Origin of the sequence: Winogradskyella sp. Asnod2-B02-A, from assembly GCF_045063645.1 — a bacterium.
Classification (GTDB): domain Bacteria; phylum Bacteroidota; class Bacteroidia; order Flavobacteriales; family Flavobacteriaceae; genus Winogradskyella.
Genome location: NZ_JBEFOG010000025.1, coordinates 141,373 through 166,075, shown reverse-complemented (window position 1 = coordinate 166,075; position 24,703 = coordinate 141,373). Strand labels below are relative to the sequence as shown.

The window sequence follows — 24,703 nt, the reverse complement described above, 5'->3', positions numbered from 1 at the left end:
TATTAAAGTCATCGCAGACTTTCTATCTGTGATTTATTTGCTAACTTTAGTGCTTAAAACACGCAACTAATCTTATACAAACAGGCTGCAAACAATTAAAACCCAAAATTACAAATGAAGAAACTAAATTTATTATTAGGAGTTTTAATAGGACTAAGCATGTTTTCTTGCTCGTCTGATGACAGTAATTCTAATGAAGAACCTGGGTTGAACGAGAAAAAGCTCATTAGAGTCATCGAAGAAGGCAATTACGGAACATATGAAAAACTATATATGTATGATTCCGATAATAACGTTTCTGAAATAGAAAGCAGTTTTACCGCATTAGGGCAAACAAATTCAGATGTATACCATACTATTTTTAACTATGAAAATAATTTAATTATATCTGCTACGCATAACAATAATGGGTCATTATACAGAACATTTGAATTTAACTATTTAAATAATAATTTAATTGAAAGAATAATTTACGATGCTATTGGCATTGAAGATGAAAAATTAGAATTCACTTATAATTCTGATAATCAGATTGAAAGTTACAATTATTCTGTACAGACTGAATTTCAACAAACCGTGAATTTCACATATGATACCAATGGTAATATTATAACAGCAGAAGATACTGATTATTCTGAAATTCAATATGACACGCATTCAACACCTAGTGATGCTTTTACTAATTCTAATAAAATTATTTTTGAAGCTGAGAGCCTTCTTATGAACTTATGTGGAAACAATGAGACAAACAGAACCACAACCTATAATTACTTACTACCAAATGAGGTTATTTATCATTTTGAAACGTCTATAACATATGATGCTGATAATTATCCTTTAAGTAAAATAGTAACAGAAACAGATAACAATAATAATCAAAGAATCGCTAGAACAACTACATTTGAATACGAATAAAACTGTTTGTGACACGGTGGACAATTAATTCCTAATTATAGCGGACTCAAAACAAATCCAGATCATTTTAAACACTGAAATTAATGATTAAATTCACCATCTAAAAGATTGTAATGGACATAAAAGATAAAAACATAACGTTTAAAGCAGTTATTTTTGATTTAGACGGTACATTGGTTAATTCACTTCAAGATATAGCAGATGCTATGAATACGGTTCTTAAAAGCTACAATTACCCGACGCATAGCTATGAAAAACATCAAAGTTTTATTGGTAGTGGCATTAGAAGTCTGGTAAGTAAATCGCTACCATTAGCACATAATGATGACCAACAAGTTGAGCGTTGTTTGCATGCGATGATTGAGGTCTATCGCAATAATTGTACTAATAAAACAAAACCATACGATGGCATTATTGAATTACTCAACAATTTAATTTCTCGAGATATTAAAATCAGTGTATTATCTAATAAGGCTGATGAGTTGACTAAGAAAATCACACATGCGTTATTCCCTAACTATTTTGATCCTGTAATTGGTTTAACTTCTGAACCGCTTAAAAAGCCAAATCCTTTTACAGTCATAGAAATCGCTAAAAACCTAGGCATTAAAGTTGAAGAAATAATTTACGTAGGAGATACTGGTATTGACATGCAAACTGCAACTAATGCAAATATGTATGCCGTTGGTGTATTATGGGGTTATAGACCAAAAGAAGAATTAGTTGCAAATGGTGCTAAATATGTATTAAGCGATCCATTAGATTTAATGAAACTTATATAACCTAAGATTATTTGGGCTGAGACTATAAATACAAAGTTAGTGACGTGCTGGCTCAATTTCATATAGTCATACTCCATTAATTTTAAACAAACACCTGTTTTTTTAAAATACAAAAAAAAGCCTTTTTACAACTTAAAACACTATATTTAAGACATATAGATAATTACCACCAACCTAAAACCAAAAAAAAATGAAAAAATTACTCATTGCTTGTTTAACCTTGAGCTTCATCTTGGTCTCCTGTAAAGAGGAAGCAAAAAAAGAAGTTATAGCGACTGAAAATTCAGATTTTGCAACCATGTTAGAGGGTTATAGTGAGGGCAAATTAAAGCTGAATCCTATTGAGGCTACGTTTATTGGAGATTCGCGTTTTGATGCTTCGTTTCCTAATTTTCTATCTGATGCATACCATAAAGATTTTCAAAATTTTTATACGTCTTACGCATCAAAATTAAAAGATTTTAATGATGCTGATCTCACAGAAAGTGAACAGATGAGTAAAGCGGTAATGGCTTGGGATTGCGAAATGGCATTGGCACAATCTAGTTTTAAAAATGATGTTTACATGCCAATCAACCAAATGTGGTCTGGTAATTTATTGATGACACAATGGGCTTCTGGTACTAGTGCACAACCTTTTAAAACCGTTAAAAATTACGACGATTGGTTAAAACGACTACAACAGTACAACGTTTGGTTACAAACGGCAGAAGAACGCATGAAAGAAGGCAGCGCAGAAGGTTATGTATTACCAAAATCACTGATCAAAAAAGTGATTCCGCAGTTTGATGCACTAACCACAGTGAACACCTCAGCTGAAGGTATCACTGACCTTTCTGAGCATTTATTCTATGCACCTGTACTTGCTATGCCAGATAGTTTTTCTGAAGAAGATAAAGAGCGCTTAACCGAAGCGTATGCTAAAGTATTAATGGACGAGCTTCTACCCTCATTTAAATCTATGGCATTCTACTTACAGTCTAATTATTTAGATGCAGGAAGAACAAGTAGTGGTATTTCGGAAGTACCAAATGGCAAAGCCTATTACGACCATGCGATTAAGTTTTTTACAACCACAAATATGACGGCTGATGAGATTCATGAATTAGGCTTAAAAGAAGTGGCAAGAATTTTAGCCGAAATGGAAAAAGTAAAAGCACAAGTAGGTTTTGAAGGAGACCTTAAGTCTTTTTTTAATGCGGTTAGAACCAATAAAGATTTGATGCCTTTTAAGACACCAGAAGAAGTGATTGCGAATTTTAATGCCATTCACAACACCATGAAACCCAAATTAAATGAACTTTTTGCGAATAAGCCAAAAGCCGATTTTATAGTAAAACAAACCGAAAAATTTAGAGAAGCTTCTGCCAGTGCAGAATATAATCCTGGAGCTGCAGATGGCTCAAGACCTGGTGTTTTTTATGTCCCAATTATTGATGCTGCAAATTACAATACGTTTTCTGATGAAGCTTTATTTTTACATGAAGCCATACCAGGACATCATTATCAGATTTCTTTAACGATAGAAAACGAAGATTTACCAGAATTTAGAAAGTCCTTATGGTATAGCGCTTATGGTGAAGGTTGGGCACTTTATACTGAGAGTTTAGGAAAAGAATTAGGCTTGTACACAGATCCTTATCAATATTTTGGTATGTTGGGTATGGAAATGCACAGAGCAATTAGGTTAGTCGTAGATACAGGTATCCATGCTAAAGGCTGGAGTAGAGAAAAAGCGATTGAATATTCTTTAGAAAATGAAGCAGAATCTGAAGCAAGTATTACCTCCGAAATTGAGCGTTATATGGCCATGCCAGGACAAGCCTTATCTTATAAAATAGGTCAACTTAAAATAAGAGAACTGAGAGCCAAGGCTGAACAAGAACTAGGTGATGCTTTTGATATCCGTGAGTTTCATGCGCAAGTGCTAGAAACTGGATGTATTCCGCTTGCACTTTTAGAAAAGAAAATTGATGCATGGATTACGAAAAGTTAATAGACAATTTAGAAAAATTTAGTCCTTGTTTCTATCTGTGAGATTCAACATAAGTAGCGTAATTAGATGAAAGGTCATTAAATTACGCTACCATATTACATCACATAAATTAATAAGCCATGAATATATTCTATAATTCTGAAAAGAAAAAAATAACAGGTTTAACGCTAGCGATTATCTTATTTGGTTTACTTACTCATACTTGGTTATTAAAATAGGATAAGAAGTCAAACGAATAAAAAAGAAGTTTTAAATTGCAATGAAACAGCTTATCACTTTAGTAATCTTAATCTTCGGCTTTACCAACTGTAACCATCAAGATAAAAAAGAAGGAACAAACATCACCAAAGAAAACGGCATCACTTGTCATACAAAAGCTTGCCAAGGAACTTACCAAGGCAAAGAATTTATAAACGGAGACGACATTGCACATCAATTTTCTAATACCATGTCTGAGGCTGTTGGAGACCAATTAAAAGCACTTTTTACATCTGGTGATTATAGTAAAGTAGATTTTGAACAGATAATGATGATTACAAAAGGTATGGGTTCTGGTAATGTCACTTACACCTTATCTATTCCTTTTAAAACAGTGAGTCAAAAATGTGAAGCCTATACGTCTTTTGATCATGTTGGTGGTTGGAATCATACTCCTGCCCTTTCGCAACGCAAAGCACAACTTAAGGATGTATTGATGCAAGGCCATCAATTAAATATTAGTGATTTAAAAACTACACCAGAAGGTTTACAAGAATATTGGATACAGTGGAAAAATAAAACGATTCAAGCTGATTGTGAGTAAGCGTAATTTTCATTTTTGAAGGTTCTCGCTACAATCCCGATAAAAAAATCGGAATCAATCAAACTGGCGTTAGTGGTTTTCAATTAAATTACTTTTACTAACTTGGCTCTAATCATTTGTCTTAATAAATCCTTCGTAAAATGTATATCGCAACTTTAGTCGTCATTTTCATAGTCATTGTTGGCTTTTGCTATTACAATAGAGATTTATTAGATTTTAATGACGATACCACAGGACCAGACGAAGGTGATTTTTTTGATGATTAAATTAATAAACTAAAAAAATCCTGATACAATGTATCAGGATTCTTTTATAGAAAATTCAATTTGGGAATTCTATTTCTATGTATGTGTTACAGTACAATTAATGTTTCTTTTTAGAGATCTGGAAGGATTTACTTTATGTTTCATTAATTGAGGATGATGTTATATCCTTTACTAATAAGACACAGATATTTTAAATATGTCACAAAGTGCATGCGTTTATTTCTAGAATAATCCCGACTATGTCTTCCAATAAAATCATTTTTCATTAAATAGACCGAGAAATTTTCGAAATAAAAATTTTCTAAAAACAACACATCATTATTTTTAAACTATATTTACTTCTAATACCTACTTATTAATTTGAAAATAAAACGATTATGTCACCCAAACTACCTCATCTTACAGCACTTTTATTTACCATTATTCTTATTTCCTGTTCACCAGAAGAAAACACCAGCACTACACCAGAAGACACTAATGAATTTATATTTAATGGTGTAAGCTACCCTTTAGTATCTGCTATAATTACTGACGAGAATACAACAACTAATGCACCAAGTGATATAGGAATTAGCTTGTTTAATAAAACAAGTTCAGAAATAACTGGTAATGGAGATTTAGATGCTGTTGCATTTGTGTATTTCGATATTAATACTGCAAGTATAGAAAACACAACTTATGATACTATTGAAGATTATGATATTTCAATTAATAGTTCATTTGAAAATGGAGAATTCAATCCTGGCACTATCCTTCTATCGGACAACGACCCAGATGCTGATGTCTTTGCACAATCTGGTTCTGTTACTATTACTAATTTTACTTCATACAATATTGTTTTTACATTTACCTTTACCAGAACGGATGGACAAGTCATTACAGGTAGCTATGATGGTAATTATTTAGCTCCCAATGGCATTAATTAAACGCTCTAAATTATAGACACCATCAACTTTACCGAAACACATATTGTTCCTAGTTTACCGTTTCCAATGCGACTACAAGAGTATGGTGTTGGTCTTTTTAAGTCTGCATTAACTAAGTCTGCATTAAAAAAAGCACTAAAGAAAAAGTATATAACGGTTAATGACCATATCGCAACTTCTGCAACATTTATAAACGGAGGAGAACGCATTACCTTAGCTATTCCAAAAGATGTAAGTCCAACTAAGACATTAATTTTCCCGCTCACAGTTATATTTGAAGATGATTATTTAGCTGCAATTCACAAACCTGCAGGTATTTTAGTAAGTGGTAATACGTTTAAAACTATTGGAAAAGCTTTAGCGCAAAACATAATGCGAAGTACACTTTTTGATGCTACAAGACCTCAGCCAGTGCATCGCTTAGATTTTGCAACTACGGGAATTTTATTAGCGGGAAAAACAAGCGCTAGCATTAGAGCTTTAAACCAACTTTTTGAAGCTAAAACCATTAATAAAACCTACTATGCTGTGACTATTGGACATATGGATACAGAGGGTAAAATTACCTCTAACATTGATGATAAACCATCACAATCTCATTATAAAGTTTTGTCATCAGTAGATTCAAAGCGATTTGGCCAACTGAACCTAGTACAATTAAACCCCTTATCTGGCAGACGACATCAGCTACGCAAACATCTTTTTAGCATTAACCATCCCATACTTGGAGATAAAACATATGGTATTTCAGATTTAATTTTGAATGGCAAAGGCTTGTATTTACACGCTTATTCTTTAAGTTTTAAACATCCATTTACAAAGGAAACTCTATATTTAAAAGATGACTTCCCTGAACGCTTTAAAAAATTGTTTCCATCTAAAATAGCAGAAATTATGGCTAACGACACTAGCCATCTTTAATTAGATAAAACGTTATTAATTTACTTTTCTATTACCATTAGTCCATTTGCATTTAACTCTTCTTAAAGACTTATAACCCAATAGATAAAACCACATAATCTGTTTTAATACAATTTAAAGTATCTACGTTTCACAAAAAAAACATAAAAGCTACAAATACAGAGAGTTACCTCCTTAGACTTTAGCATACAATAATTACGATTAAATGCAAAAAAAAGAGTTGAACATAACAAAAATACACCTCAACTACTGATTGTTAATAACTTACAAAAAATATATTTTTTTTACTGTTTGATATCACCTATTTTTAAAAAGCTATAAATCAACTAATTGACATATGTCAATAATTAAAATTGGGAAAACAAATGACAGCCGACGTACAAAACTTAAACGCAGAGCGCTATTCAAATGAAGTATTTGAATTATGGGCCAACCACCAAAACCTTAATAAACCTGAGGATCATTTATTAAACAAGTACATCACAGACACTTCTAAACATGTCTTAGAAGCCGGAACAGGAGGAGGAAGACTCTCTTTTTGTATTGAAGAAAAAGGATTCAATCATATTTCTGCATTCGATGTGGTGCCTAATATGATAGCACATGCAAAAAAACGAGCGAGCACCAATGATTCTAATATTAATTTCAACATATCTGATGCTGCTGTTTTAGAAAATTATGACAGTGATTCGTTTGACTATTTAGTGTATCTGCAGCAAGTATTGTGCTTTATAGATAAAAAAGATTTGTTCACCAATGCACTAAAAGAGGCTTACCGTGTTGCTAAAAAAGACGCTATTGTTATGTTTTCGTTTTTAGATTATGAATCTAAAATCTACAATCCTGCCTTAAGTTCTTTTGTAAATGTGTTAAGAAAACTAAGAAACGAAGAACAGTCTAGTCGTCATCTTCCATGGTTAAAAATAAATAATGATATCAATTGGAAACTGTTTCACAAAAACCAGCCTAAAACCTATTGGGTAAAACGTGCAGAAATAACGGCATTATTAGAGGACATTGGTTTTTCTGTAGTAGAAGCAAAAAATGCCAATCAGTTTTCAAAAAACACAAGCAAACGCAAAGGTATTCTTTACGTAGTGTGTAAAAAATAACATACCACAACTAAAGACGTAAAATCAGATTGGTTTTTAACAATTTTTATTACCTTAAACCCTCTAACTAATCAAGTAGGTTTATGAAAAATGTTTTAGCAACCATTATTGGGTTTATTGTCGCATCCTTAACCGTTTACATTTTTGAGTCAATTATAGGACATAATTTATTTCCATTACCAGAAGGAGCAAAACCTATGGATATGGAGTGGATAACAAACAATATGGATAAAATCCCTATGGGTTCAAAAATATGTGTTGTTATTGGTCATTTTGCTGGCATTATAGCTGGTATGTTTGTAGCCGCTAAAATTTCTAAACAAAGTATCATTCCGTCTTATATTGTGGGCATACTTATGCTTGCAGCCACCGTTTTTAATATTATTATGCTACCAAAAGAATTATGGTTTTCACTCTCTGATGGATTGCTAGCTATTGCTGGTTTCATCATTGGAAAAACATTGGCCCAAAAGCAAATACAGAAATCTTAGTAAACATATTTTATTATGTTAAGCTTATAATACTTCTTATTATAATGCTTTAACCTAATAATAAACGACTCAGTTAAGTGGCAGACAAAATAAGTTTAAGAGACGCAATTTCAATTGGTATTGGAGGCATGGTTGGTGGAGGTATTTTCGCTGTACTTGGTTTAGCCGTTTCAATAGCGCATGGAGGAACTCCTATTGCATTTTTATTTGCAGGTATTTTGGCACTAATTACATCGTATAGTTATGTAAAACTATCCCTAAAGTATCCTGACAGAGGCGGCACTGTTAAATTTATAAATCAAGGCTTTGGTGTTTCAATTTTTAGTGGAGCCATTAATAATTTACTGTGGGTAAGTTATATTATTATGCTCTCGTTGTACGCTTCTGCTTTTGGATCTTACGCTCCTAACTTATTAGAGCTAACACAAAACAAAACCATTGACTTTCATATTTATGCAAGTGCCATTATTATTGTGGCTACTGCAATAAATTACTATAGTATTGCTGTCGTTGGCAAAATAGAATCTTACGCAGTGATTATAAAACTGATTATTTTAATTGGTTTTATTGGTATAGGAGCTTATGGTCTTATCGGTAATCCTAATATATCACAATTAGCAATTTCTAATTGGGAAACACCTGTACAATTATTTGCTGCTGGTATGGTGATTTTTGTGGCTTATGAAGGTTTTGAATTAATTGCCAATGCAGCACCAGATATTGTAAATCCTAAAAAAAATATTCCACGCGCTTATTATTATTCCGTAATTTTTGTGATCATTCTTTATATTATCATTGCCTTTGTAACAGTAGGCTCATTACCTTTTGATAAAATTGCAAAAGCTGAAGATTATGTTTTAGCCGAAGCTGCAAAACCTATGCTAGGTCAAATAGGATTTACCATTATTACCATTGCCGCTTTAATTTCTACATTTTCTGCTATTAATGCTTCGCTTTATGGAGGCAGTCGTGTTAATTTTGAAATTGCCGAAGATGATGAATTACCACATCATTTTACCTCCAAACTTTGGTGCCAACCTATAGGATTGCTCATTACTGCAATAGCAACATTAGTTTTAGTGAATTTATTAGATTTAGAAAGTATTTCTACAGCCGGAAGCGTAGGTTTTATTCTCATATTTGGCATTGTAAATTGGGTAGGTTTTAAAACCGCTAAAGACACTAATAGCAATAAGATAATTCCTTTAGCTGGTAGTCTACTTTGTGCGTTAGCTTTGGTGATATTGATTAATCAACAGTACAAATCTAACCTAACAGGTATCATAGTTTCGCTAGCTATTATTAGTTTGTGTTTTATTTCAGAGTGGATTTTTAAAACATATGAAAAGAAACGAAACAGTTAGTATAACTTTAAAAGTAAATTAGGGTCAGGACAATTTTCTTTATAAAACGCCAAATCAAGTTGATTACTTACTCCTGGATAATCACCTTTATATTCTTGAATATCCTTTATAATTTGAAAGTGTAAATGCGGTGGATAATCACCGTTAACTTCAGCAGTACCCAATGTTGCTATTGCTGCTCCTTGCTTCACTTCTACTCCAACTTCTAAATTTTGAATGGAAGCCAAACTTAAATGGCCGTACAACGTATAAAACTCAAAGCTATCAATATGATGTTTCAAAATAATGGTTGGTCCATAATCACCATAATTAGTATTGTTTTTAAAACTGTGAATTACGCCTGCTAAAGGTGCAAATATTGGTGTATTGGCTTCAATCCAAATGTCTAATCCTAAGTGGATATTACGTTCTGTTTCTGGATTTGATTGATTAAAATAATCACTACGTTGGTAAATGCCACGATGCTCTAAATAACCTCCATAGGCAACTTTGACTTCATTGCTTTTCATATAATTCCAAATAAATGTTTCTAAATCATTAGAAGATGAGACATTAATGGCTTTTAAGTCAGCATTATGAATGGATAAGTCGAGAGGTGAATAATCGCTCTTAAGAATTGAACAATCTATTAAAGGCTCTGCTATGCGTGACTTTAGAAATTTCTCGAAAGTTGAAAGCGACATAAAATGAAAATTTCCATAAAAATAGGAAAACTATATTATGGAAAACAGGCAGTAAAAATAAAACTAATCACTGACATTGAGTGATAGTCACAGTGAAAAGGTATTGTATTAATTAATAATCACATTACTAAATTTTGCATTGACCACAATATTTCGGTTAGAACTTTGACCATCAGGATAATTACGCAGTGTTTTTTGTTCAGTTACTTTGTTATTATATTTTGATCGATTGCCTTTAAAGTACAATGAATAATCCACATCTTTTGGCAAATTAATTAGGGCATCACTATTTTCTAACACCAAGTTAAGATTCTTAAACGTAGCGCTTAAATTAGAAATGGTTAAATCACCAAAACTACCATCAATAATAGCTGTATCATTTAAATTGCCTAAGGTAATATTAGACGATTTAGAATTCAATACTAAATTTTGAACCGTTTTAATCTGAGCTTTGTCTACAAAATTTAAATTCAAAGTCCCTAAATTCCAAGTATTCACCATAACCGGAGAATAAGACACATTGATGGAAGTATCACTTCCATCAATGTGTTCTGCTACTAAAAATGAGTGCGAAATATCACCTTTCATGTTGTGTATTACAGAAGATATTTTTAATTCACCATGTCTAATATTGGTCTTTAGTTTAGCTTTTTTAGGTATTTTAATTTTAATCACCTTTTTTACTTTATTGTGGTTTCCTGATTCTAATCGCTTCACCAAAGTAGACGCTCTTCTATCCGCTAAATATTCGTGTCGTTTTGCAAGCTCTTCTTGACGTTTCTCCATGGACTCACCTCTTTTCTCCATGGCTTCAGCACGTTCTTCCATTTGCCTCTCTAAATTCTCACCCCAAACTTCCATTTTTTCTTCCCATTCTTTACCAAATTTAGCACCAAATTCCTCTCCCCATTTTTCCATATCCTTACCATACTTTTCACCAAACTTCTCTCCCCATTTCTCAATATCTTTAGCCCATTTACCGTCAAAACGCTTCGCATAATCTTCTCCCCATTTTTTCATTTTATCTTGGTAACCAGACTCTCCAAACTGTCGTGCCCATTCTTCCATTCGTTTTTGAAATTCTTTGCCTCCCTTTTTTTCATATTTCTTACTCCATTCTGTTAAATATTTCTCGCCTTGATCTTGGTAACGTTCGTAGTCAAATTCAATGGTTGTAACTCCTTTTGGCAATTCTGGTAACTTGGGCATAATTGGCATTTCAGGAAGCTCTGGCAAAGCAGGAAAATTGGCAAGATTTGGCATATCTGACAGCACCATTATCTCTGGCATTTCTGGTAATTCAATGAGTTGATACTCTAATTCTGATAATGCATTTGAATATTCTGAATGAGGAAACAAACCAGAACTACTTCCTCCTGTAGAAGAAATAACCACACTATCATTTGAGCCTTCTATCTTTAAATTCCAGCTTTCTAATGCTTGTTTTAATTCATCTTGAGATAATTTTTCACCTTCAATATAAGCTTCAATTTCAACAACATCTTTGTTCCATGTGTCTATTTCGAGTTCTACATAACTGGTATTTAAATCTACAGTCACATCTTTATTGACCTTGATAGATTGGGAGGTTTTAGTCATTTTTTTCTGTGCATAACCAAAAGTAGTTAAGAGACACATTACTAAAATTCTGATTTTTTTCATAACGTTTAATTTAAATGTTCGTTTTTTGATTGATTGATTGATTGATTGATTCTAAATACGCTCTTCTGAAAAAGCGTCGTCATTATATTCGTGTAACTTAGTTTTGAGGCGCATCACTAGATTTAGTCTAAATTTTAAATTGTCTATTAGTGCATCTAAAGTGGCTTCATTTGGTCCATTATCGTTTAGTTCAATTGTTAAGGATTTGTACTCATCGTTTAATTCTTTAAGCCTTTCTACGTAACCATCAAAGAGTTCCTTATTTTCTGGTGTTAATTGTACTTTAGATAATTCTAAGTTTATACTTGCTAAATAATAGTCTTCCACTTTTTTTAAATCAGGAGATACATCTCCTAGGGTTTTAATATTTGTATTGACCACTTCATTAGGTGTTACAGAATTCATTGGCATTTTAAAAAACTGATATGCTCCATAACTTAAACCCAATAACAGAATGACACTCGCTGCTACATTTAAAAATCCGAATTTAAATGCCGATTGTTGTTGCTGTGGCAACTCTTTTTCTAGCTTTTCTAAAAAACGAGCTTCGTGTCCTTTAGACATTTTTACCGTTTCGTTTTTAGGCTCATTTTCAAATAAATCTCTAATATCTTGTGCCATTTCTCTCAAATTTTAATGCTAATTGTAATTTTTGTTTCCCTCTAGATAATTGTGTTCTAGATGCAACTTCAGAAATATTTAAAATCTCTGATATTTCTTGATGATCGTAGCCTTCCATTAAATAAAGCATCACCACATATTTGTATTTTTCTGGTAAATCTTCAATCGCTGATTTTACGGTTTCAAGTGTAATATCATCTTCAATTGTCCATTCACTCTCATGGTTTTCTTCAATGACATTAATGTGATAATCCTCTAATTCTACCAAACGTTGCCGTTTAGATTTTAAAACATCAATACAACGATTAATGACAATCCGTTTTAACCAGGCTCCAAAACTTACTTCCGCTTTATATTGTTCTAATTTTGAAAATGCTTTTATAAATGCTTCTTGCACAATATCTTCAGCTTCCATGGTGTCATTTACAAATCGTAGCGCTACGAGCAACATGCCATTACAGTATTGATTATACAGTTGCAATTGCGCCTGCCTATCATTCTGTTTGCATTTTTCAACAATATGAATTTGAAACGTGCTGATTTTAATTTGGTTTTTTGATTGGTTATACATTAAAGACGATGCAAAAATTGAAGTGTTGCAAAAAAGTATTATTTTTTTTTCAATTTTATAAGATTTACTTAAAATTCAACGTTAACACTCTATAAATTTAAGGATTTGAATTATCTTTAAATCTTGAATGCCTATGTTTGGCATAACTCTAATACATTAAGATTAACAACTATGTTAAAACGCCTTCTGATTATCTTGTCTATTGTGGCACTAGGCTTACTTTTATATTCAGTATTTGTAGAAAATATTTTCTCACCGCGCTTAAGTCCAAAGGATTCTGTTGAAACCACATTAAATCACCTCAAATTAAAGGTGGAATACAACAGACCATCTAAACGCGATCGTGATATTTTTGGTGCACTTGTACCTTTTGATAAAGTCTGGAGAACTGGCGCAAATGAAGCAACCACTTTTGAGACCAACTATGATCTTTTAATTGATGGCATAAAATTGAAAAAAGGAAAATATACCATTTGGACCGTACCCATGAAAGATAATTGGAAAGTAATGTTTAATTCTAAACAGTATGATTGGGGAGTTAATGAAAAGATGGAACCCATGTGGGATCCTAATTACGATGCTGTAGAGCTCGTTGTACCGACACAAAAATTAGATGAAACTGTTGAGCAGTTTACCATTGCTTTTGATAATAAAACAGGGAACTTAAAGCTAACTATGGCTTGGGATAATACCTTTATTGAAGTGCCCATAAAAGAATATCCTACAACTAAACCTTAATAATTGTGAGTTACTATTGCGGTTTAGGAAATTTATGAATCTGTTAATAACAGAAAAAATAATACTTTTAAGACCAGTAAGACAAAAAACTAATGACGTATAAGTTTACGATTATAGTTCCGGTTTATAATGAGGAAGATAATTTAGAACGTCTAGAAACGGAACTTTTAAAATATCTTAATATTGCAACGGTTACAACTTCTGTACTCTTTGTAAATGATGGTTCTATTGATAACAGTCAAGCATTAATTGAATCTATTTGTAAACGCAATGACGCGTTTGACTTCATCCTTTTTAAAAATAATAAAGGTTTAAGTGCTGCCATTAAAGCTGGTTTTGATCATGTAGATTCGGAATTAGTAGGTTATATAGATTCTGATTTACAAACATCTCCAGAAGATTTTAATCTTCTCTTAGAACACATTGACTCGCATGAATTGGTGACAGGAGTGCGCTCTAACCGTAAAGATTCGTTTGTTAAAACCGTGTCATCTAAAATTGCCAATGGTATAAGACGTGCTTTTACACATGATGGTATGGACGACACTGGCTGTCCGCTTAAAGTTATTAGAACAGATTACGCTAAACGAATCCCAATGTTTAATGGCTTACATCGCTTTTTACCAGCAATGATTCTATTACAGAATGGACGTGTGACACAAATCACTGTGCAACATTTTCCAAGACTGGCTGGCACTGCTAAATTTGGCTTGTGGAATCGATTAGTTGGTCCTTTAATAGATTGTTTTGCTTATTTATGGATGAAGAAAAAGTATATTAATTACCAGGTAGAAAAATCGAGTAAACAAAATCTATAATTTGAAAGATTGGATTATTTACAGCATCGGATTTTTAGCTCAGATTTTATTTTCCTCTCGGCTTATCATTCAATGGCTAGCTTCAGAAAAACAGCGTAAAGTTATCACTCCAAAAACCTTTTGGACGCTAAGCTTAATTGCTTCATTTTTATTATTTATCTATGGCTATTTACGCTTAGACTTCGCTATAATGTTAGGTCAGAGTTTAACCTATTTTATCTACATCCGAAATTTACAATTACAAGGTCAGTGGCAAAAGTTCCCGAAAATTGCCCAATATTTATTATTTGTTGTACCTATTCTTATTGTGATATTCTATTATAATAACAATAAAATAGATATGCAATTATTATTTAAAAATGCTGATATACCAACATGGCTATTAGTTTTAGGGATTGTAGCACAAGTTATTTTCACCTTACGTTTTGTATACCAATGGATCCATGCAGAACGTAATAAGGCATCTACATTACCTATGGGGTTTTGGGTATTAAGTTTAATCGGAGCCAGTTTAATATTAACTTATGCTATTATAAGAAAAGATCCTGTACTATTTCTAGGTCACTTATTTGGCATGGTGATTTATGCGCGTAATGCTTATTTAATTAGACATACTAATGATTAAAATCATTGAAAAACATCCTATAATTAGTCTTTTACTTTTTGTAATTGTAATGCTTGGTTTTACCATTGATGCTATTCCTGTGACTATAATGGAAGCTCGCAATTTTATTTCAGCAAGAGAAATGCTTACTGATAACAATTGGATTTTAACCACTATGAATGGTGAAGCACGTTACGAAAAACCACCTTTACCAACATGGATTACAGCTAGTTTTGGTTATGTATTTGGTATAACATCTGTTTTAGCTCTGCGATGGCCAGCACTACTATTTGTAGCTCTTATTGGCATTTCAGTTTATTTATTATCTAAAAGATTAGAGCTAACATCACCACATAGCTTAATTAATGGTTTTATTGCCCTAACATCTTTTTATGTTATAGGTATTACTATTGAAGCACCTTGGGATATTTATACGCACGGCTTTATGCTTATGGCTATATATCAACTTTTTATATTGTTAAAAACTGAAAAAACAATACTGATTAGAAGTTTGCTTTTTGTGATATGCTTGGCAGGCTCAGTGTTATCAAAAGGTCCTGTGTCTCTTTATGTATTGTTTCTACCTTTTGTAATTTCTTATGGTATTGCTTTTAAATTAAAAGGAGGTATACTTTATTTTTTAAAAATATTTAGTCTTTTAGTTTTCGGAATTGTTTTAGGAGCTTGGTGGTATCTTCATGTTAGAGTCGCAGATCCTGAAACATTTACAGCCATTGCAGAACATGAAACCTCAAACTGGCATAGTTATAATGTACGTCCATTCTATTATTATTGGAGCTTCTTTGTGCAAAGTGGATTATGGACAGTTCCTGCATTTATCAGCTTAATATATCCTTATCTAAAAACGAGAGTTTCAAACTTAAAAGCTTACAGATTTACGTTCTTTTGGACCATTATAGCTGTGATTTTATTATCCGTTATTCCAGAAAAGAAATCGAGGTATTTAATGCCTGTCCTTATTCCTTTGGCTTTTAATATTGGTTTTTATATTGACTATTTAATTCGTGAATTCAAAAATTTAAAAGATAAAAAAGAAACGCTTCCTGTGTATTTTCAATTTGGCTTAATAGGCTGTATTGCTGTATTTTTTTGGGTTTCAGGTTTTTATTTCAATCATTTATCTGGCATAAATCTATTAAGGTTTATAGTTCTAAGTATCGTTTTAGTCATTTTAGGTTATTTTATTTTTAAACATCTAAAAGCTAAAAATATTAAAACTACGTTTTACCTTGTTCTGGCGTTTATGCTTAGTATTGGTTTATTAGGATTGCCCTTAGTAAAAGTGCAAGCGCAAGAAAATTACAAACCACTTTCTGAATTGGCATCAGATAATATAACGCTTTACACTTTAGATGCTGTTTCACCAGAAGCCATTTATAATTATGGGAACAAGATTCCAAGTATTAAAACTGAAGAAGGCATTATTATTCCTGAAGAAAAACAATTTAGATTATTAACATCAACTTCTCAACCTGAAGCTATTGACGAACTTGCCAAACTTTACACAATTGAGTTTTATGCTACTTATGACTTAAATTTTTCTAATAAAGATTATAAATCACGATTAGTGAATAAGCTTTACACATTAACTAGAAAATAAAAATTAAGATATATATCTTTTATGTAGATAGCTATATAGTTTAAAAAAGCCATAGCCAGATAACATTCCAAATGTAGCTCCACATAAAATGTCTAAAGGATAATGAACGCCTACATAAATACGGCTATAAGCTATTATTACACTCCATGTAATCAGTATAAATATTAAGTTTTTGTAATACGGCTTTAAAAGTAAACCTGCAAAAATTGCTACAGCCATTGAGTTAGACGAATGTCCTGAGAAAAAACCATATTTGCCACAACGTGGAGCTATAAAGCGCGTATAATCCATTACCCCTTCTGCTCTGCAAGGTCTTGGTCTTTGAACACCATACTTAAAAAGATTGGTGATTTGATCGGTAAATGTTATCATTGCTGCTGTTACAAAAACCATCAGCAATAAACCTTTCCAACCCAATTTCTTATAAATTAAAAAGAACAATACAAGATATAAAGGTATAGAGGACAACTTATTGGTGATTACCAACCATAAATTATCCCAACTTTCAGACCCAAGATTATTAAGATATAAAAAAAGCTCTTGATCGTATTGTATCAGTTGGTCTAGCATTAATCGTCGTATCTAGCAATTTCTCTATCGTAGAAATCGGTTGCTTGTTGAATATAGTTTTCTGTTTCTGACTCTAATTCTTTCTCATCGTGTTGGTCAAACTCTTCAAACCATTCTACTTCATCATTTTCAAGATTAATAATAAAACGAGGAAATTCTGTATGAATAATAAATATGGCGTCTGGATAATCTGTGTTGTCGCCTAATATAAATTTTGGTAATTCCATTATTTTTTAAATTTGAATTTTGAAAACCTTAAACTTTTCAATATTAAGATGCAAATATATAGATTTTGAATGAGCTCTTACTCTAATATTAAACTATCGAAAAAATGAAACTTGAATAAATTAATTTGATGATTTAGAGATTAGTTTTTTAGTTAAAAGGTTAAACCTTATAAATAGTAAAATTGCAGCTACACTTAAACCAGCAATAAGTCCTATCCATATCCCAAAACTTCCATATACCTCAGCTTTACCTAAAAAATAACTAATAGGAAAACCGACTACCCAATAAGATATAAACGTAATAATGGTTGGTATTTTTACATCTTGAAGTCCACGCAATGCACCAAGAGCAATAACTTGTAAGCTATCGCTAATTTGAAAAACTGCTGCTGCTAATAATAATGTTGCTGCTATTTGTACAACTTCTGCAGTATCCATTGCATTTTCAGGATCATTTAAATCCACATACATGTTTGGCAAAAACTGATGGAATATCACAAAAAATAATGCAAAAATTACTGCAAAAATAAATCCGACTATAAATATAGATTCTGCAATACGTTTTAAGGCTTTAAAATCATTCAATCCTTTTTGATTACCAACTCTAATCATAGCTGCAACACTTAATCCAGTGGCTACCATAAAGGTCATAGATGATAAATTTAACGCAATTTGGTTAGCTGCTTGGGCATTTGCTCCTAAAGTACCACTTAACCAAATGGCTGCAGTAAAGATACCCACTTCAAAAAACATTTGCATAGCACTTGGTAAACCCAAATTACTTAACTTTCTAAGTGGATACTTTTTAAGTTGAAAGAATTTAATATGGGTAACATAGGCTTTTGACTTTTCACGTTTAGCCAATAACCACCACAAATAGGCGACCATCACAAAACGAGAAACTAAAGTACCTACGGCTGCACCAACAATACCCATTTCAGGAAAACCAAATTTTCCAAAAATCAATACATAGTTAATACCTACATTGAGCAAGTTAGCTACAATCGTAGCATACATGGGATATTTAGTTAAAGACAAACCATCACTAAACTGCTTGAATGCTTGAAAAACAATTAAAGGTACTAACGAAAAAGCTACTAAATCTAAATACGGAATTGCCAAATCAACCACTTCTTTTGGCTGATCCATAATATACATTAAGGGTTTCGCAAAAAGCAGAATCCCAAATAGAACTAAACCCAAAACTGTACAAAGAAACAGACCATGTTTAAAAACCGACTTTCCTTTTTCAAAATTATTTTCTGTATCTGCTTCAGCAACTAAAGGCGTTATGGCTGTAGAAAAACCAATTCCAATAGACATAGCAATAAAAATAAAGCTATTACCTAAAGACACAGCTGCCAATTCTGCCGCGCCTAACTGACCGACCATTACGTTATCTACAAAACTCACAAAGGTATGACCAAGCATGCCCAACATCACTGGTGATGCGAGCTTTAGATTGTATTTAAATTCTTTAGTGTAATTACTTAAAACCATTGGGCAAAAATAGCGGTTTTGGTTTGAGTATTTTTAATAAATCCTCATGAAATCTTCACTCGTTACAAACCGTTGATAACACCTTAATTTATTCTTTTGACTCATAAACGCCACTTCATGAAAAAAAAATATAAACCGTCTAGAAATAAAACGAACCAATAGGTAGGGAAAAAGCAAACAAAATTGTTTTATAGGTAATAACAACGCACTAAGAATCAATATTAATAATAACTATTTTTTTATATTAGGGCTTAAAACAAAAAAACACAATCAAAAAACTACACATATTTACTAGTCTAGCTCTAATTTCTATAATGCTACTCTCTTGCACAAATGATAACGATTCTCGCAGTGACGATGGCTACGATTCTGTTTCAACTGTAGTATTAGATTTGGACGCTTTCCCTTTCAATACACTGTCAGAATATAATTTTTTTGAAGGAGAAATGAAAGCGCAAGATCCCGTATTTGGAGTCATTCCATATGAACCAATTTCTACTCTGTTCACCGATTATGCCAAAAAGAAACGCTTTATTTGGATGCCAAGTGATGCAAAAGCGAATTATGTCGCAGATAATATACACATTGATTTTCCTGTTGGAACAATTCTTATCAAATCATTCTATTACAATAATGTGCAACCTGACAACACTACACGTATTATAGAAACGCGTTTAATGTTAAAAAAGGAAAATGATTGGCATTTTGCAGATTACATTTGGAATAACGACCAAACAGAAGCAACCTTTAGCCTTGATGGGTCGTTTACCACTATAGATTTTTCAGAAAATGGTGTGGCAAAAAGCATAGATTACAGAATTCCATCAAGTGTGGAATGTATTACCTGCCATAAAAGTGATAATAATTCGGTTCCTATTGGTGTAAAACCACAAAACTTAAATAGTTTATATTTATATACTGATGGTTCTCAAAATCAATTAGAAAAACTAATAACAGAAGGCTATTTAGAAGATAACTTACCTGCAACAATTAACACTGTTATAAAATGGGATGATGAAACACAACCGATTGATTTACGAGTACGCTCCTATATTGATATCAATTGTGCACATTGTCATTCTGATTTAACGTATTGCGATTACAGACCTATGCGTTTTGCTTTTAGTAAAACTGCTAACGAAACCAATTTAGGTGTTTGTGTAGATCCAAATACCGCTATTTCTGGCATGACGAATATTGTAACACCATCTTTAAAAGAACGCTCTGTAATGTATTTTAGATTAAATACAGAAGCACAAGAATATAGAATGCCTTTATTAGGTAGAACAATTATACATGAAGAAGCCGTTACACTTATAGGTGAATGGATTGATGGATTAACAACCGAATGTGATTAACAATAACCAATATTATGAAGCGAAGCCTTTCGATCTCATAGTGTAAAAAAACCAACTCAATGAAAAAAATTACACTTTTACTAATTTTACTTGTATCCTGTTATTTTACAGGTGCACAAACTACAGTAGATTGTTCTGTAGGTGCCGTAAATACAACCTATTGTTATACTGATTACGATACTACAAGTTTCGTTTTTGTGAGTTCAGATGGATCAGATTTATTGGTGACATTCAATGCTGGACGAGTAGAAAATGCTTATGACGAATTAATTGTGTTAAATACAGACGGAACCGAATTATATAACGGTTATGGAAATAACGGAGATCTAACTGGTCTTACTTTTCAGTCTACTGGAGATACGATTACGGTTTCAATAGATTCTGATTTTACAATCAACTGCACTGAAAATAATTATGTACAGTGGGATTTCGATGTCAACTGTGCAACATGTACAAACGCTTCAGCAACTTATACAATTGTAGATGATTGTGCCACAAGTGGTGGATTTTTAGTAGATGTCAATGTTTCTGACCTTGGAACTGCGACTTCTTTAACAATTTCTGATAATCAATCAAGTCCTACACAATCATTAAATACCGCAGGTATAGTTCAATTCGGACCCTATGCAAACGCTACTGATATTATTTTCAATATTCAAAATGATCAAGATGTTAATTGCTCTCTAAACAGTAGCTCAATAACACAAAGTAATTGTCCTCCTCAAGGACCAGTTGGTGTTACTTGTGCTTCTGGATCTTCAACTTTTATCTTTATAGAAGAATTTGATGTCGCTTCTGGTTGGACAGGAAATTTAAACAATGGAAACGGAAGTTGGGAAATCCCTAACGATTCGGGATCTGCTGGCACTGGTGCAGATAATTCATTTAGCGGTTCAAGCTTTATGAATTTTGAAGCCTCTGGAATTAATACAGCTACTGCTTCTGCTGTAAGTCCGGCAATAGATTTATCAACAGCTACAGATGGTGCAGAATTATCTTTTTATATGCATGCCTATGGAGAGGATATAGGAACTTTAAATGTTAATGTAGGAACTTCAATAGGTGGCTCATTTACAACAGTATTTACACATATAGGAGAATTACAAACAAGTGGAAATGAAGCTTGGGTTCCTATAGGTATCAACTTAGATGCTTATGTTGGACAAGTAATTTATCTAGAATTTAGTCATACAGGAACAGGTACAGGTATTGCAGGAGATATGTCTATTGACTATGTGCGAATAGAAACTTGTGGATCTTTTTGTATTGCACCATCAAGTATTTTAGCTACTGATATTACACAAACTTTAGCAACTATTTCTTGGACAGCAAACAACGGAGAAAGTGCTTGGGAATATATTGTACAACTAGCTGGAACAGGAATCCCAACAGGAACAGGAACTACTGTTAGTACAACTAATGTGAACTTAACTACCTTAGAAGCTGGAAGAGTATATGAAGTATATGTCCGCTCAATTTGTGGACTAGAAACTAGTCTTTGGGGTGGACCTTTAACATTCTCGACATTAGTACCACCTGCTCCTGCAACATTTACATCATCTTATGTTGGCGTAACAGGTACACAAAGAGCTACTGTAGATATGAATGGTGATTTTTTAGACGATGTTGTTTCTATTGGTGCTAGCAATGTAAATATCTTCTATCAGCAAACAAGTGGTGGATTAAGTGGTACAGCAACGAACATAACGACATCTAATGCGCTGAACACACCCTCTTGGAGTTTGGCTGCTGCCGATTTTGATAGAAATGGATTTACAGATTTATTATATGGTGGAGGGAATGGTGTTACATTTATGAAAGCCAATGCCACAGGAACAGGATTTGATCAAATCTCTGGAGGAGAATACGTATTCTCTCAACGTTCTAACTTTGCTGACATTAATAACGATGGTCATCTCGATGCTTTTGTATGTCATGATGTTGATGCCAACGTTTATTATATGAATGATGGCAGTGGAAATTTAACATATGGACAAGGTAATTTAGGTCTTATAAGAGGAAACTACGGTTCTGTTTGGATTGATTATGATAATGATCGAGATATCGACATGTTTATTGCAAAATGTGGAGGTGGACCAATCAATCAACTATTCACAAATAATGGTGACGGAACTTATACAGATACTGCACCTGCTCAAGGGCTAGATGACGGCATGCAAACTTGGTCTTCAGCTTGGGGAGATTATGACAATGATGGTGACATGGATCTATATATTGGTGCTAGTTCTGGTGTTTCTAAAATATTAAGAAATGATGGTGCTGGCGTATTTGTTGACGTAACTGGTGCATCAGGAGTTTTAGATTTAACATCTACAGGAATTGAAAACTGTACCCACGATTTTGACAACGATGGAAATTTAGATATTGTTTCTCACGGAAATATTCTATTTGGAAATGGAGATATGACATTTGCACTCTATGAAAATATTTTACCTGGAAACAATGGTTCTTTTGGAGATATAAATAACGACGGGTTTATTGATACTATTTCTGGCAGTGATTTATATACAAATGATACTAACAGTAATAACTGGGTTAAAATTACCACAACTGGAGTGGCCAGTAATATTAACGGCATTGGTGCAAGAGTAGAAGTTCATACGGCTTCTGGTATTCAAATTCGAGATGTACGTAGTGGTGAAGGATTCCGATTTATGAGTTCTTTAAATACTCACTTTGGAATCGGAACAGATGATGCAATCACTAATATTGTTATTTATTGGCCATCTGGCTCTATTGATAATGTAGCAAATCCTGCAATTAATACGCATCATGTAATTGTTGAAGGGCAAACATTAAGTGTTAACGATGAAACGTTAAAAAGCATTTCTATTCATCCTAATCCTGTTGATAATGTTATAAACATTAATAGCCCTATCAACTTGATTGGAAAAATTGCTACAGTTTTCAATATAGAAGGAAAACGTATAATGAACTTAAAATTAGAACAACATTCTATTGATGTATCAAACTTAAGTACAGGCAATTACATTTTGCGTTTAGAGTCTGAAGGAAAAGTGTTTACTCAGAAGTTTATCAAACAATAAAAACAGAAAGATATATTATCTAAAACGTCAATACTACTTTTGTATTGGCGTTTTTTTTGATTTAAAACTGTGAAACAAAAAATGAAATATCTGAGAAGTGTTGGTCATCTAAAACTTATGATATACTCCAAAATTTAACGCAGCTTGCTTAGCCACGTTGTTTCCAAAAAAAGCACCACCAAAACCTACATTTACACCAAAATTAGCTGTAATCTCACCTATAGCCTTTAATCCAAAACCACCATATTCCTGGTCATTTACATATAAGCCTGTAAACGTATTTTGCCTTGGCAAAACTAAATCTCCATTTTTAAGCGATTTTACCACATCTACAAAACCAATTAACCAAATACGTTTCGTTATTTTATGACCCACTTCTCCACCTACTCTAAAGTTTGAACTATAATCATTAGTTCTAATATTAGCACCAATAAAACTTTGAAGATACGTTTTACCAAAACTACGACCTGCTAAAAAAAGTGGTGTAAGTGTATAGGCATCATAACCCGTTCTAATTCCTGAAAATTCATCATAAGAACTTGTGTTGGCTTCAAGCGAAAATTGTCCAGAAAGTATCCATTCTTTTTTATAAAAATTATGTTTCACACCAATCTCTATGTTACCAAATGCTGTTTTATTAAAATCTTCAGAACAATCACCATTACAGTCAACTAACGGACTTTGATAACCATCAATTAAGATGATCTTTAAAGGCACATTTAAAATTAACGTGGTTTTATCTGATAAACCATACTCACCATAAATTTGAACTGTATTATCCGAAATTTCACCAAAAACAGAATAGTCTGGATCACCAAACATATCTGTGTAATTGGGTATTGTGGTATACATAAGCTGCGTATAAAACTCACCTTTATCTTTTACCCATGGACTTTGTGAAAATGAAGAAAGACTAATAAAAAAAGCTAAAATTATAATACCATTTTTCATAAACTCGAATGTATCTAAACGTTTAGTCGGAATATTATCAAAACCTAAAAAATAATATTTATGCTATAAAATTTGCTATGATTAAATTATTTCGCAAAATAATCTAAAATATGACTCTTCTCTTGTTCTGGTTTGT

24 protein-coding genes are annotated in these 24,703 nt (G+C 32.6%); 16 read left to right on the top strand and 8 right to left on the bottom strand.

Annotated elements, in window-relative coordinates:
• Nucleotides 1–114: 114 nt before the first annotated feature.
• From ACJJVO_RS01660 to ACJJVO_RS01615, 10 genes are all read left to right on the top strand, one after another.
• Nucleotides 115–915 (top strand): hypothetical protein, encoded by an 801-nt coding sequence (locus ACJJVO_RS01660; protein ID WP_405569662.1) that lies wholly within the window; start codon nucleotides 115–117, stop codon nucleotides 913–915.
• A gap of 113 nt (nucleotides 916–1,028) precedes the next feature.
• Nucleotides 1,029–1,697 carry an HAD family hydrolase gene (locus tag ACJJVO_RS01655; RefSeq protein ID WP_405569660.1) on the top strand — a complete coding sequence of 223 codons (669 nt, stop codon included), beginning with the start codon at nucleotides 1,029–1,031 and terminating at the stop codon, nucleotides 1,695–1,697.
• Nucleotides 1,698–1,887: 190 nt separating this feature from the next.
• On the top strand, nucleotides 1,888–3,693 hold the full coding sequence (locus ACJJVO_RS01650) for a DUF885 domain-containing protein (RefSeq protein ID WP_405569658.1): 1,806 nt from the start codon (nucleotides 1,888–1,890) through the stop codon (nucleotides 3,691–3,693).
• Between the two features lie 259 nt (nucleotides 3,694–3,952).
• Nucleotides 3,953–4,495 (top strand): hypothetical protein, encoded by a 543-nt coding sequence (locus ACJJVO_RS01645; protein ID WP_405569656.1) that lies wholly within the window; start codon nucleotides 3,953–3,955, stop codon nucleotides 4,493–4,495.
• 140 nt (nucleotides 4,496–4,635) lie between these two features.
• On the top strand, nucleotides 4,636–4,761 hold the full coding sequence (locus ACJJVO_RS01640; protein ID WP_405569654.1) for a hypothetical protein: 126 nt from the start codon (nucleotides 4,636–4,638) through the stop codon (nucleotides 4,759–4,761).
• A 377-nt stretch (nucleotides 4,762–5,138) separates the two neighbouring features.
• Complete coding sequence (locus ACJJVO_RS01635) at nucleotides 5,139–5,687, top strand: hypothetical protein (protein WP_405569652.1); 549 nt, start codon at nucleotides 5,139–5,141, stop codon at nucleotides 5,685–5,687.
• Nucleotides 5,688–5,753: 66 nt separating this feature from the next.
• The gene (locus tag ACJJVO_RS01630) at nucleotides 5,754–6,608 is read left to right on the top strand and encodes an RluA family pseudouridine synthase (RefSeq protein WP_405569650.1); all 855 of its coding nucleotides are present in this window, start codon (nucleotides 5,754–5,756) and stop codon (nucleotides 6,606–6,608) included.
• Nucleotides 6,609–6,973: 365 nt separating this feature from the next.
• Nucleotides 6,974–7,720, top strand: a complete 747-nt coding sequence (locus tag ACJJVO_RS01625) for a class I SAM-dependent methyltransferase (protein WP_405569648.1) — start codon at nucleotides 6,974–6,976, stop codon at nucleotides 7,718–7,720.
• Nucleotides 7,721–7,803: 83 nt separating this feature from the next.
• A complete protein-coding gene (locus tag ACJJVO_RS01620) occupies nucleotides 7,804–8,211 on the top strand; it encodes a hypothetical protein (protein ID WP_405569645.1) in 408 nt (135 codons plus the stop codon).
• Between the two features lie 77 nt (nucleotides 8,212–8,288).
• On the top strand, nucleotides 8,289–9,575 hold the full coding sequence (locus ACJJVO_RS01615; protein ID WP_405569642.1) for an APC family permease: 1,287 nt from the start codon (nucleotides 8,289–8,291) through the stop codon (nucleotides 9,573–9,575).
• On the opposite strand, the gene ACJJVO_RS01610 is transcribed toward ACJJVO_RS01615, so the two are convergent.
• From ACJJVO_RS01610 to ACJJVO_RS01595, 4 genes are all read right to left on the bottom strand, one after another.
• Entirely contained in the window at nucleotides 9,572–10,258 is a 687-nt protein-coding gene (locus tag ACJJVO_RS01610; RefSeq protein ID WP_405569639.1) for a peptidoglycan DD-metalloendopeptidase family protein, read from the bottom strand. The genes ACJJVO_RS01615 and ACJJVO_RS01610 overlap by 4 nt on opposite strands.
• 108 nt (nucleotides 10,259–10,366) lie before the next feature.
• The gene (locus tag ACJJVO_RS01605; protein ID WP_405569638.1) at nucleotides 10,367–11,920 is read right to left on the bottom strand and encodes a hypothetical protein; all 1,554 of its coding nucleotides are present in this window, start codon (nucleotides 11,918–11,920) and stop codon (nucleotides 10,367–10,369) included.
• A 51-nt stretch (nucleotides 11,921–11,971) separates the two neighbouring features.
• On the bottom strand, nucleotides 11,972–12,541 hold the full coding sequence (locus tag ACJJVO_RS01600) for a hypothetical protein (RefSeq protein ID WP_405569635.1): 570 nt from the start codon (nucleotides 12,539–12,541) through the stop codon (nucleotides 11,972–11,974).
• The gene (locus tag ACJJVO_RS01595) at nucleotides 12,525–13,112 is read right to left on the bottom strand and encodes an RNA polymerase sigma factor (RefSeq protein WP_405569633.1); all 588 of its coding nucleotides are present in this window, start codon (nucleotides 13,110–13,112) and stop codon (nucleotides 12,525–12,527) included. Before ACJJVO_RS01595 ends, ACJJVO_RS01600 begins: the two co-directional genes overlap by 17 nt.
• Before the next feature lie 171 nt (nucleotides 13,113–13,283).
• Here ACJJVO_RS01595 and ACJJVO_RS01590 point away from each other — a divergent pair, with 171 nt between their 5' ends.
• The 4 genes from ACJJVO_RS01590 to ACJJVO_RS01575 all read left to right on the top strand — a co-directional run bounded on the left by ACJJVO_RS01590 (nucleotide 13,284) and on the right by ACJJVO_RS01575 (nucleotide 16,893).
• Entirely contained in the window at nucleotides 13,284–13,850 is a 567-nt protein-coding gene (locus tag ACJJVO_RS01590) for a DUF2911 domain-containing protein (protein ID WP_405569630.1), read from the top strand.
• A gap of 92 nt (nucleotides 13,851–13,942) precedes the next feature.
• On the top strand, nucleotides 13,943–14,668 hold the full coding sequence (locus ACJJVO_RS01585; protein WP_405569629.1) for a glycosyltransferase: 726 nt from the start codon (nucleotides 13,943–13,945) through the stop codon (nucleotides 14,666–14,668).
• A 1-nt stretch (nucleotide 14,669) separates the two neighbouring features.
• A complete protein-coding gene (locus tag ACJJVO_RS01580) occupies nucleotides 14,670–15,293 on the top strand; it encodes a lipid-A-disaccharide synthase N-terminal domain-containing protein (protein WP_405569628.1) in 624 nt (207 codons plus the stop codon).
• Nucleotides 15,286–16,893, top strand: coding sequence for an ArnT family glycosyltransferase (locus ACJJVO_RS01575; RefSeq protein ID WP_405569624.1), 1,608 nt, complete (start codon nucleotides 15,286–15,288; stop codon nucleotides 16,891–16,893). The genes ACJJVO_RS01580 and ACJJVO_RS01575 overlap by 8 nt, the downstream gene beginning before the upstream one ends.
• Before the next feature lie 3 nt (nucleotides 16,894–16,896).
• Here the strand turns inward: ACJJVO_RS01575 and ACJJVO_RS01570 are convergent, their stop codons facing one another.
• The 3 genes from ACJJVO_RS01570 to ACJJVO_RS01560 all read right to left on the bottom strand — a co-directional run bounded on the left by ACJJVO_RS01570 (nucleotide 16,897) and on the right by ACJJVO_RS01560 (nucleotide 19,190).
• Nucleotides 16,897–17,463: a phosphatase PAP2 family protein gene (locus ACJJVO_RS01570; RefSeq protein ID WP_405569622.1), complete on the bottom strand. Its 567-nt coding sequence runs from the start codon at nucleotides 17,461–17,463 to the stop codon at nucleotides 16,897–16,899.
• Nucleotides 17,463–17,690 (bottom strand): hypothetical protein, encoded by a 228-nt coding sequence (locus tag ACJJVO_RS01565; protein WP_115817472.1) that lies wholly within the window; start codon nucleotides 17,688–17,690, stop codon nucleotides 17,463–17,465. Before ACJJVO_RS01565 ends, ACJJVO_RS01570 begins: the two co-directional genes overlap by 1 nt.
• 120 nt (nucleotides 17,691–17,810) lie before the next feature.
• Entirely contained in the window at nucleotides 17,811–19,190 is a 1,380-nt protein-coding gene (locus tag ACJJVO_RS01560) for an MATE family efflux transporter (RefSeq protein WP_405569619.1), read from the bottom strand.
• 314 nt (nucleotides 19,191–19,504) lie between these two features.
• On the opposite strand from ACJJVO_RS01560, the gene ACJJVO_RS01555 reads away from it, so the two are divergent.
• Entirely contained in the window at nucleotides 19,505–20,548 is a 1,044-nt protein-coding gene (locus ACJJVO_RS01555; protein WP_405569617.1) for a hypothetical protein, read from the top strand.
• 59 nt (nucleotides 20,549–20,607) lie between these two features.
• Entirely contained in the window at nucleotides 20,608–23,616 is a 3,009-nt protein-coding gene (locus ACJJVO_RS01550; protein WP_405569616.1) for an FG-GAP-like repeat-containing protein, read from the top strand.
• 108 nt (nucleotides 23,617–23,724) lie between these two features.
• On the opposite strand, the gene ACJJVO_RS01545 is transcribed toward ACJJVO_RS01550, so the two are convergent.
• Nucleotides 23,725–24,567 carry a hypothetical protein gene (locus ACJJVO_RS01545; protein WP_405569614.1) on the bottom strand — a complete coding sequence of 281 codons (843 nt, stop codon included), beginning with the start codon at nucleotides 24,565–24,567 and terminating at the stop codon, nucleotides 23,725–23,727.
• Nucleotides 24,568–24,703: the final 136 nt, after the last annotated feature.

Excerpts from the sequence above, each read along its gene's own strand:
- ACJJVO_RS01590 (WP_405569630.1), top strand. The coding sequence starts at position 13,284 with ATGTTAAAACGCCTTCTGATTATCTTGTCTATTGTGGCACTAGGCTTA.
- ACJJVO_RS01610 (WP_405569639.1), bottom strand. The coding sequence starts at position 10,258 with ATGTCGCTTTCAACTTTCGAGAAATTTCTAAAGTCACGCATAGCAGAG.
- ACJJVO_RS01620 (WP_405569645.1), top strand. The coding sequence starts at position 7,804 with ATGAAAAATGTTTTAGCAACCATTATTGGGTTTATTGTCGCATCCTTA.
- ACJJVO_RS01575 (WP_405569624.1), top strand. The coding sequence starts at position 15,286 with ATGATTAAAATCATTGAAAAACATCCTATAATTAGTCTTTTACTTTTT.
- ACJJVO_RS01595 (WP_405569633.1), bottom strand. The coding sequence starts at position 13,112 with ATGTATAACCAATCAAAAAACCAAATTAAAATCAGCACGTTTCAAATT.
- ACJJVO_RS01625 (WP_405569648.1), top strand. The coding sequence starts at position 6,974 with ATGACAGCCGACGTACAAAACTTAAACGCAGAGCGCTATTCAAATGAA.
- ACJJVO_RS01550 (WP_405569616.1), top strand. The coding sequence starts at position 20,608 with ATGAAAAAAATTACACTTTTACTAATTTTACTTGTATCCTGTTATTTT.
- ACJJVO_RS01660 (WP_405569662.1), top strand. The coding sequence starts at position 115 with ATGAAGAAACTAAATTTATTATTAGGAGTTTTAATAGGACTAAGCATG.
- ACJJVO_RS01565 (WP_115817472.1), bottom strand. The coding sequence starts at position 17,690 with ATGGAATTACCAAAATTTATATTAGGCGACAACACAGATTATCCAGAC.
- ACJJVO_RS01555 (WP_405569617.1), top strand. The coding sequence starts at position 19,505 with ATGCTACTCTCTTGCACAAATGATAACGATTCTCGCAGTGACGATGGC.
- ACJJVO_RS01570 (WP_405569622.1), bottom strand. The coding sequence starts at position 17,463 with ATGCTAGACCAACTGATACAATACGATCAAGAGCTTTTTTTATATCTT.
- ACJJVO_RS01560 (WP_405569619.1), bottom strand. The coding sequence starts at position 19,190 with ATGGTTTTAAGTAATTACACTAAAGAATTTAAATACAATCTAAAGCTC.
- ACJJVO_RS01545 (WP_405569614.1), bottom strand. The coding sequence starts at position 24,567 with ATGAAAAATGGTATTATAATTTTAGCTTTTTTTATTAGTCTTTCTTCA.
- ACJJVO_RS01640 (WP_405569654.1), top strand. The coding sequence starts at position 4,636 with ATGTATATCGCAACTTTAGTCGTCATTTTCATAGTCATTGTTGGCTTT.
- ACJJVO_RS01635 (WP_405569652.1), top strand. The coding sequence starts at position 5,139 with ATGTCACCCAAACTACCTCATCTTACAGCACTTTTATTTACCATTATT.
- ACJJVO_RS01650 (WP_405569658.1), top strand. The coding sequence starts at position 1,888 with ATGAAAAAATTACTCATTGCTTGTTTAACCTTGAGCTTCATCTTGGTC.
- ACJJVO_RS01655 (WP_405569660.1), top strand. The coding sequence starts at position 1,029 with ATGGACATAAAAGATAAAAACATAACGTTTAAAGCAGTTATTTTTGAT.
- ACJJVO_RS01630 (WP_405569650.1), top strand. The coding sequence starts at position 5,754 with ATGCGACTACAAGAGTATGGTGTTGGTCTTTTTAAGTCTGCATTAACT.
- ACJJVO_RS01600 (WP_405569635.1), bottom strand. The coding sequence starts at position 12,541 with ATGGCACAAGATATTAGAGATTTATTTGAAAATGAGCCTAAAAACGAA.
- ACJJVO_RS01645 (WP_405569656.1), top strand. The coding sequence starts at position 3,953 with ATGAAACAGCTTATCACTTTAGTAATCTTAATCTTCGGCTTTACCAAC.
- ACJJVO_RS01585 (WP_405569629.1), top strand. The coding sequence starts at position 13,943 with ATGACGTATAAGTTTACGATTATAGTTCCGGTTTATAATGAGGAAGAT.
- ACJJVO_RS01605 (WP_405569638.1), bottom strand. The coding sequence starts at position 11,920 with ATGAAAAAAATCAGAATTTTAGTAATGTGTCTCTTAACTACTTTTGGT.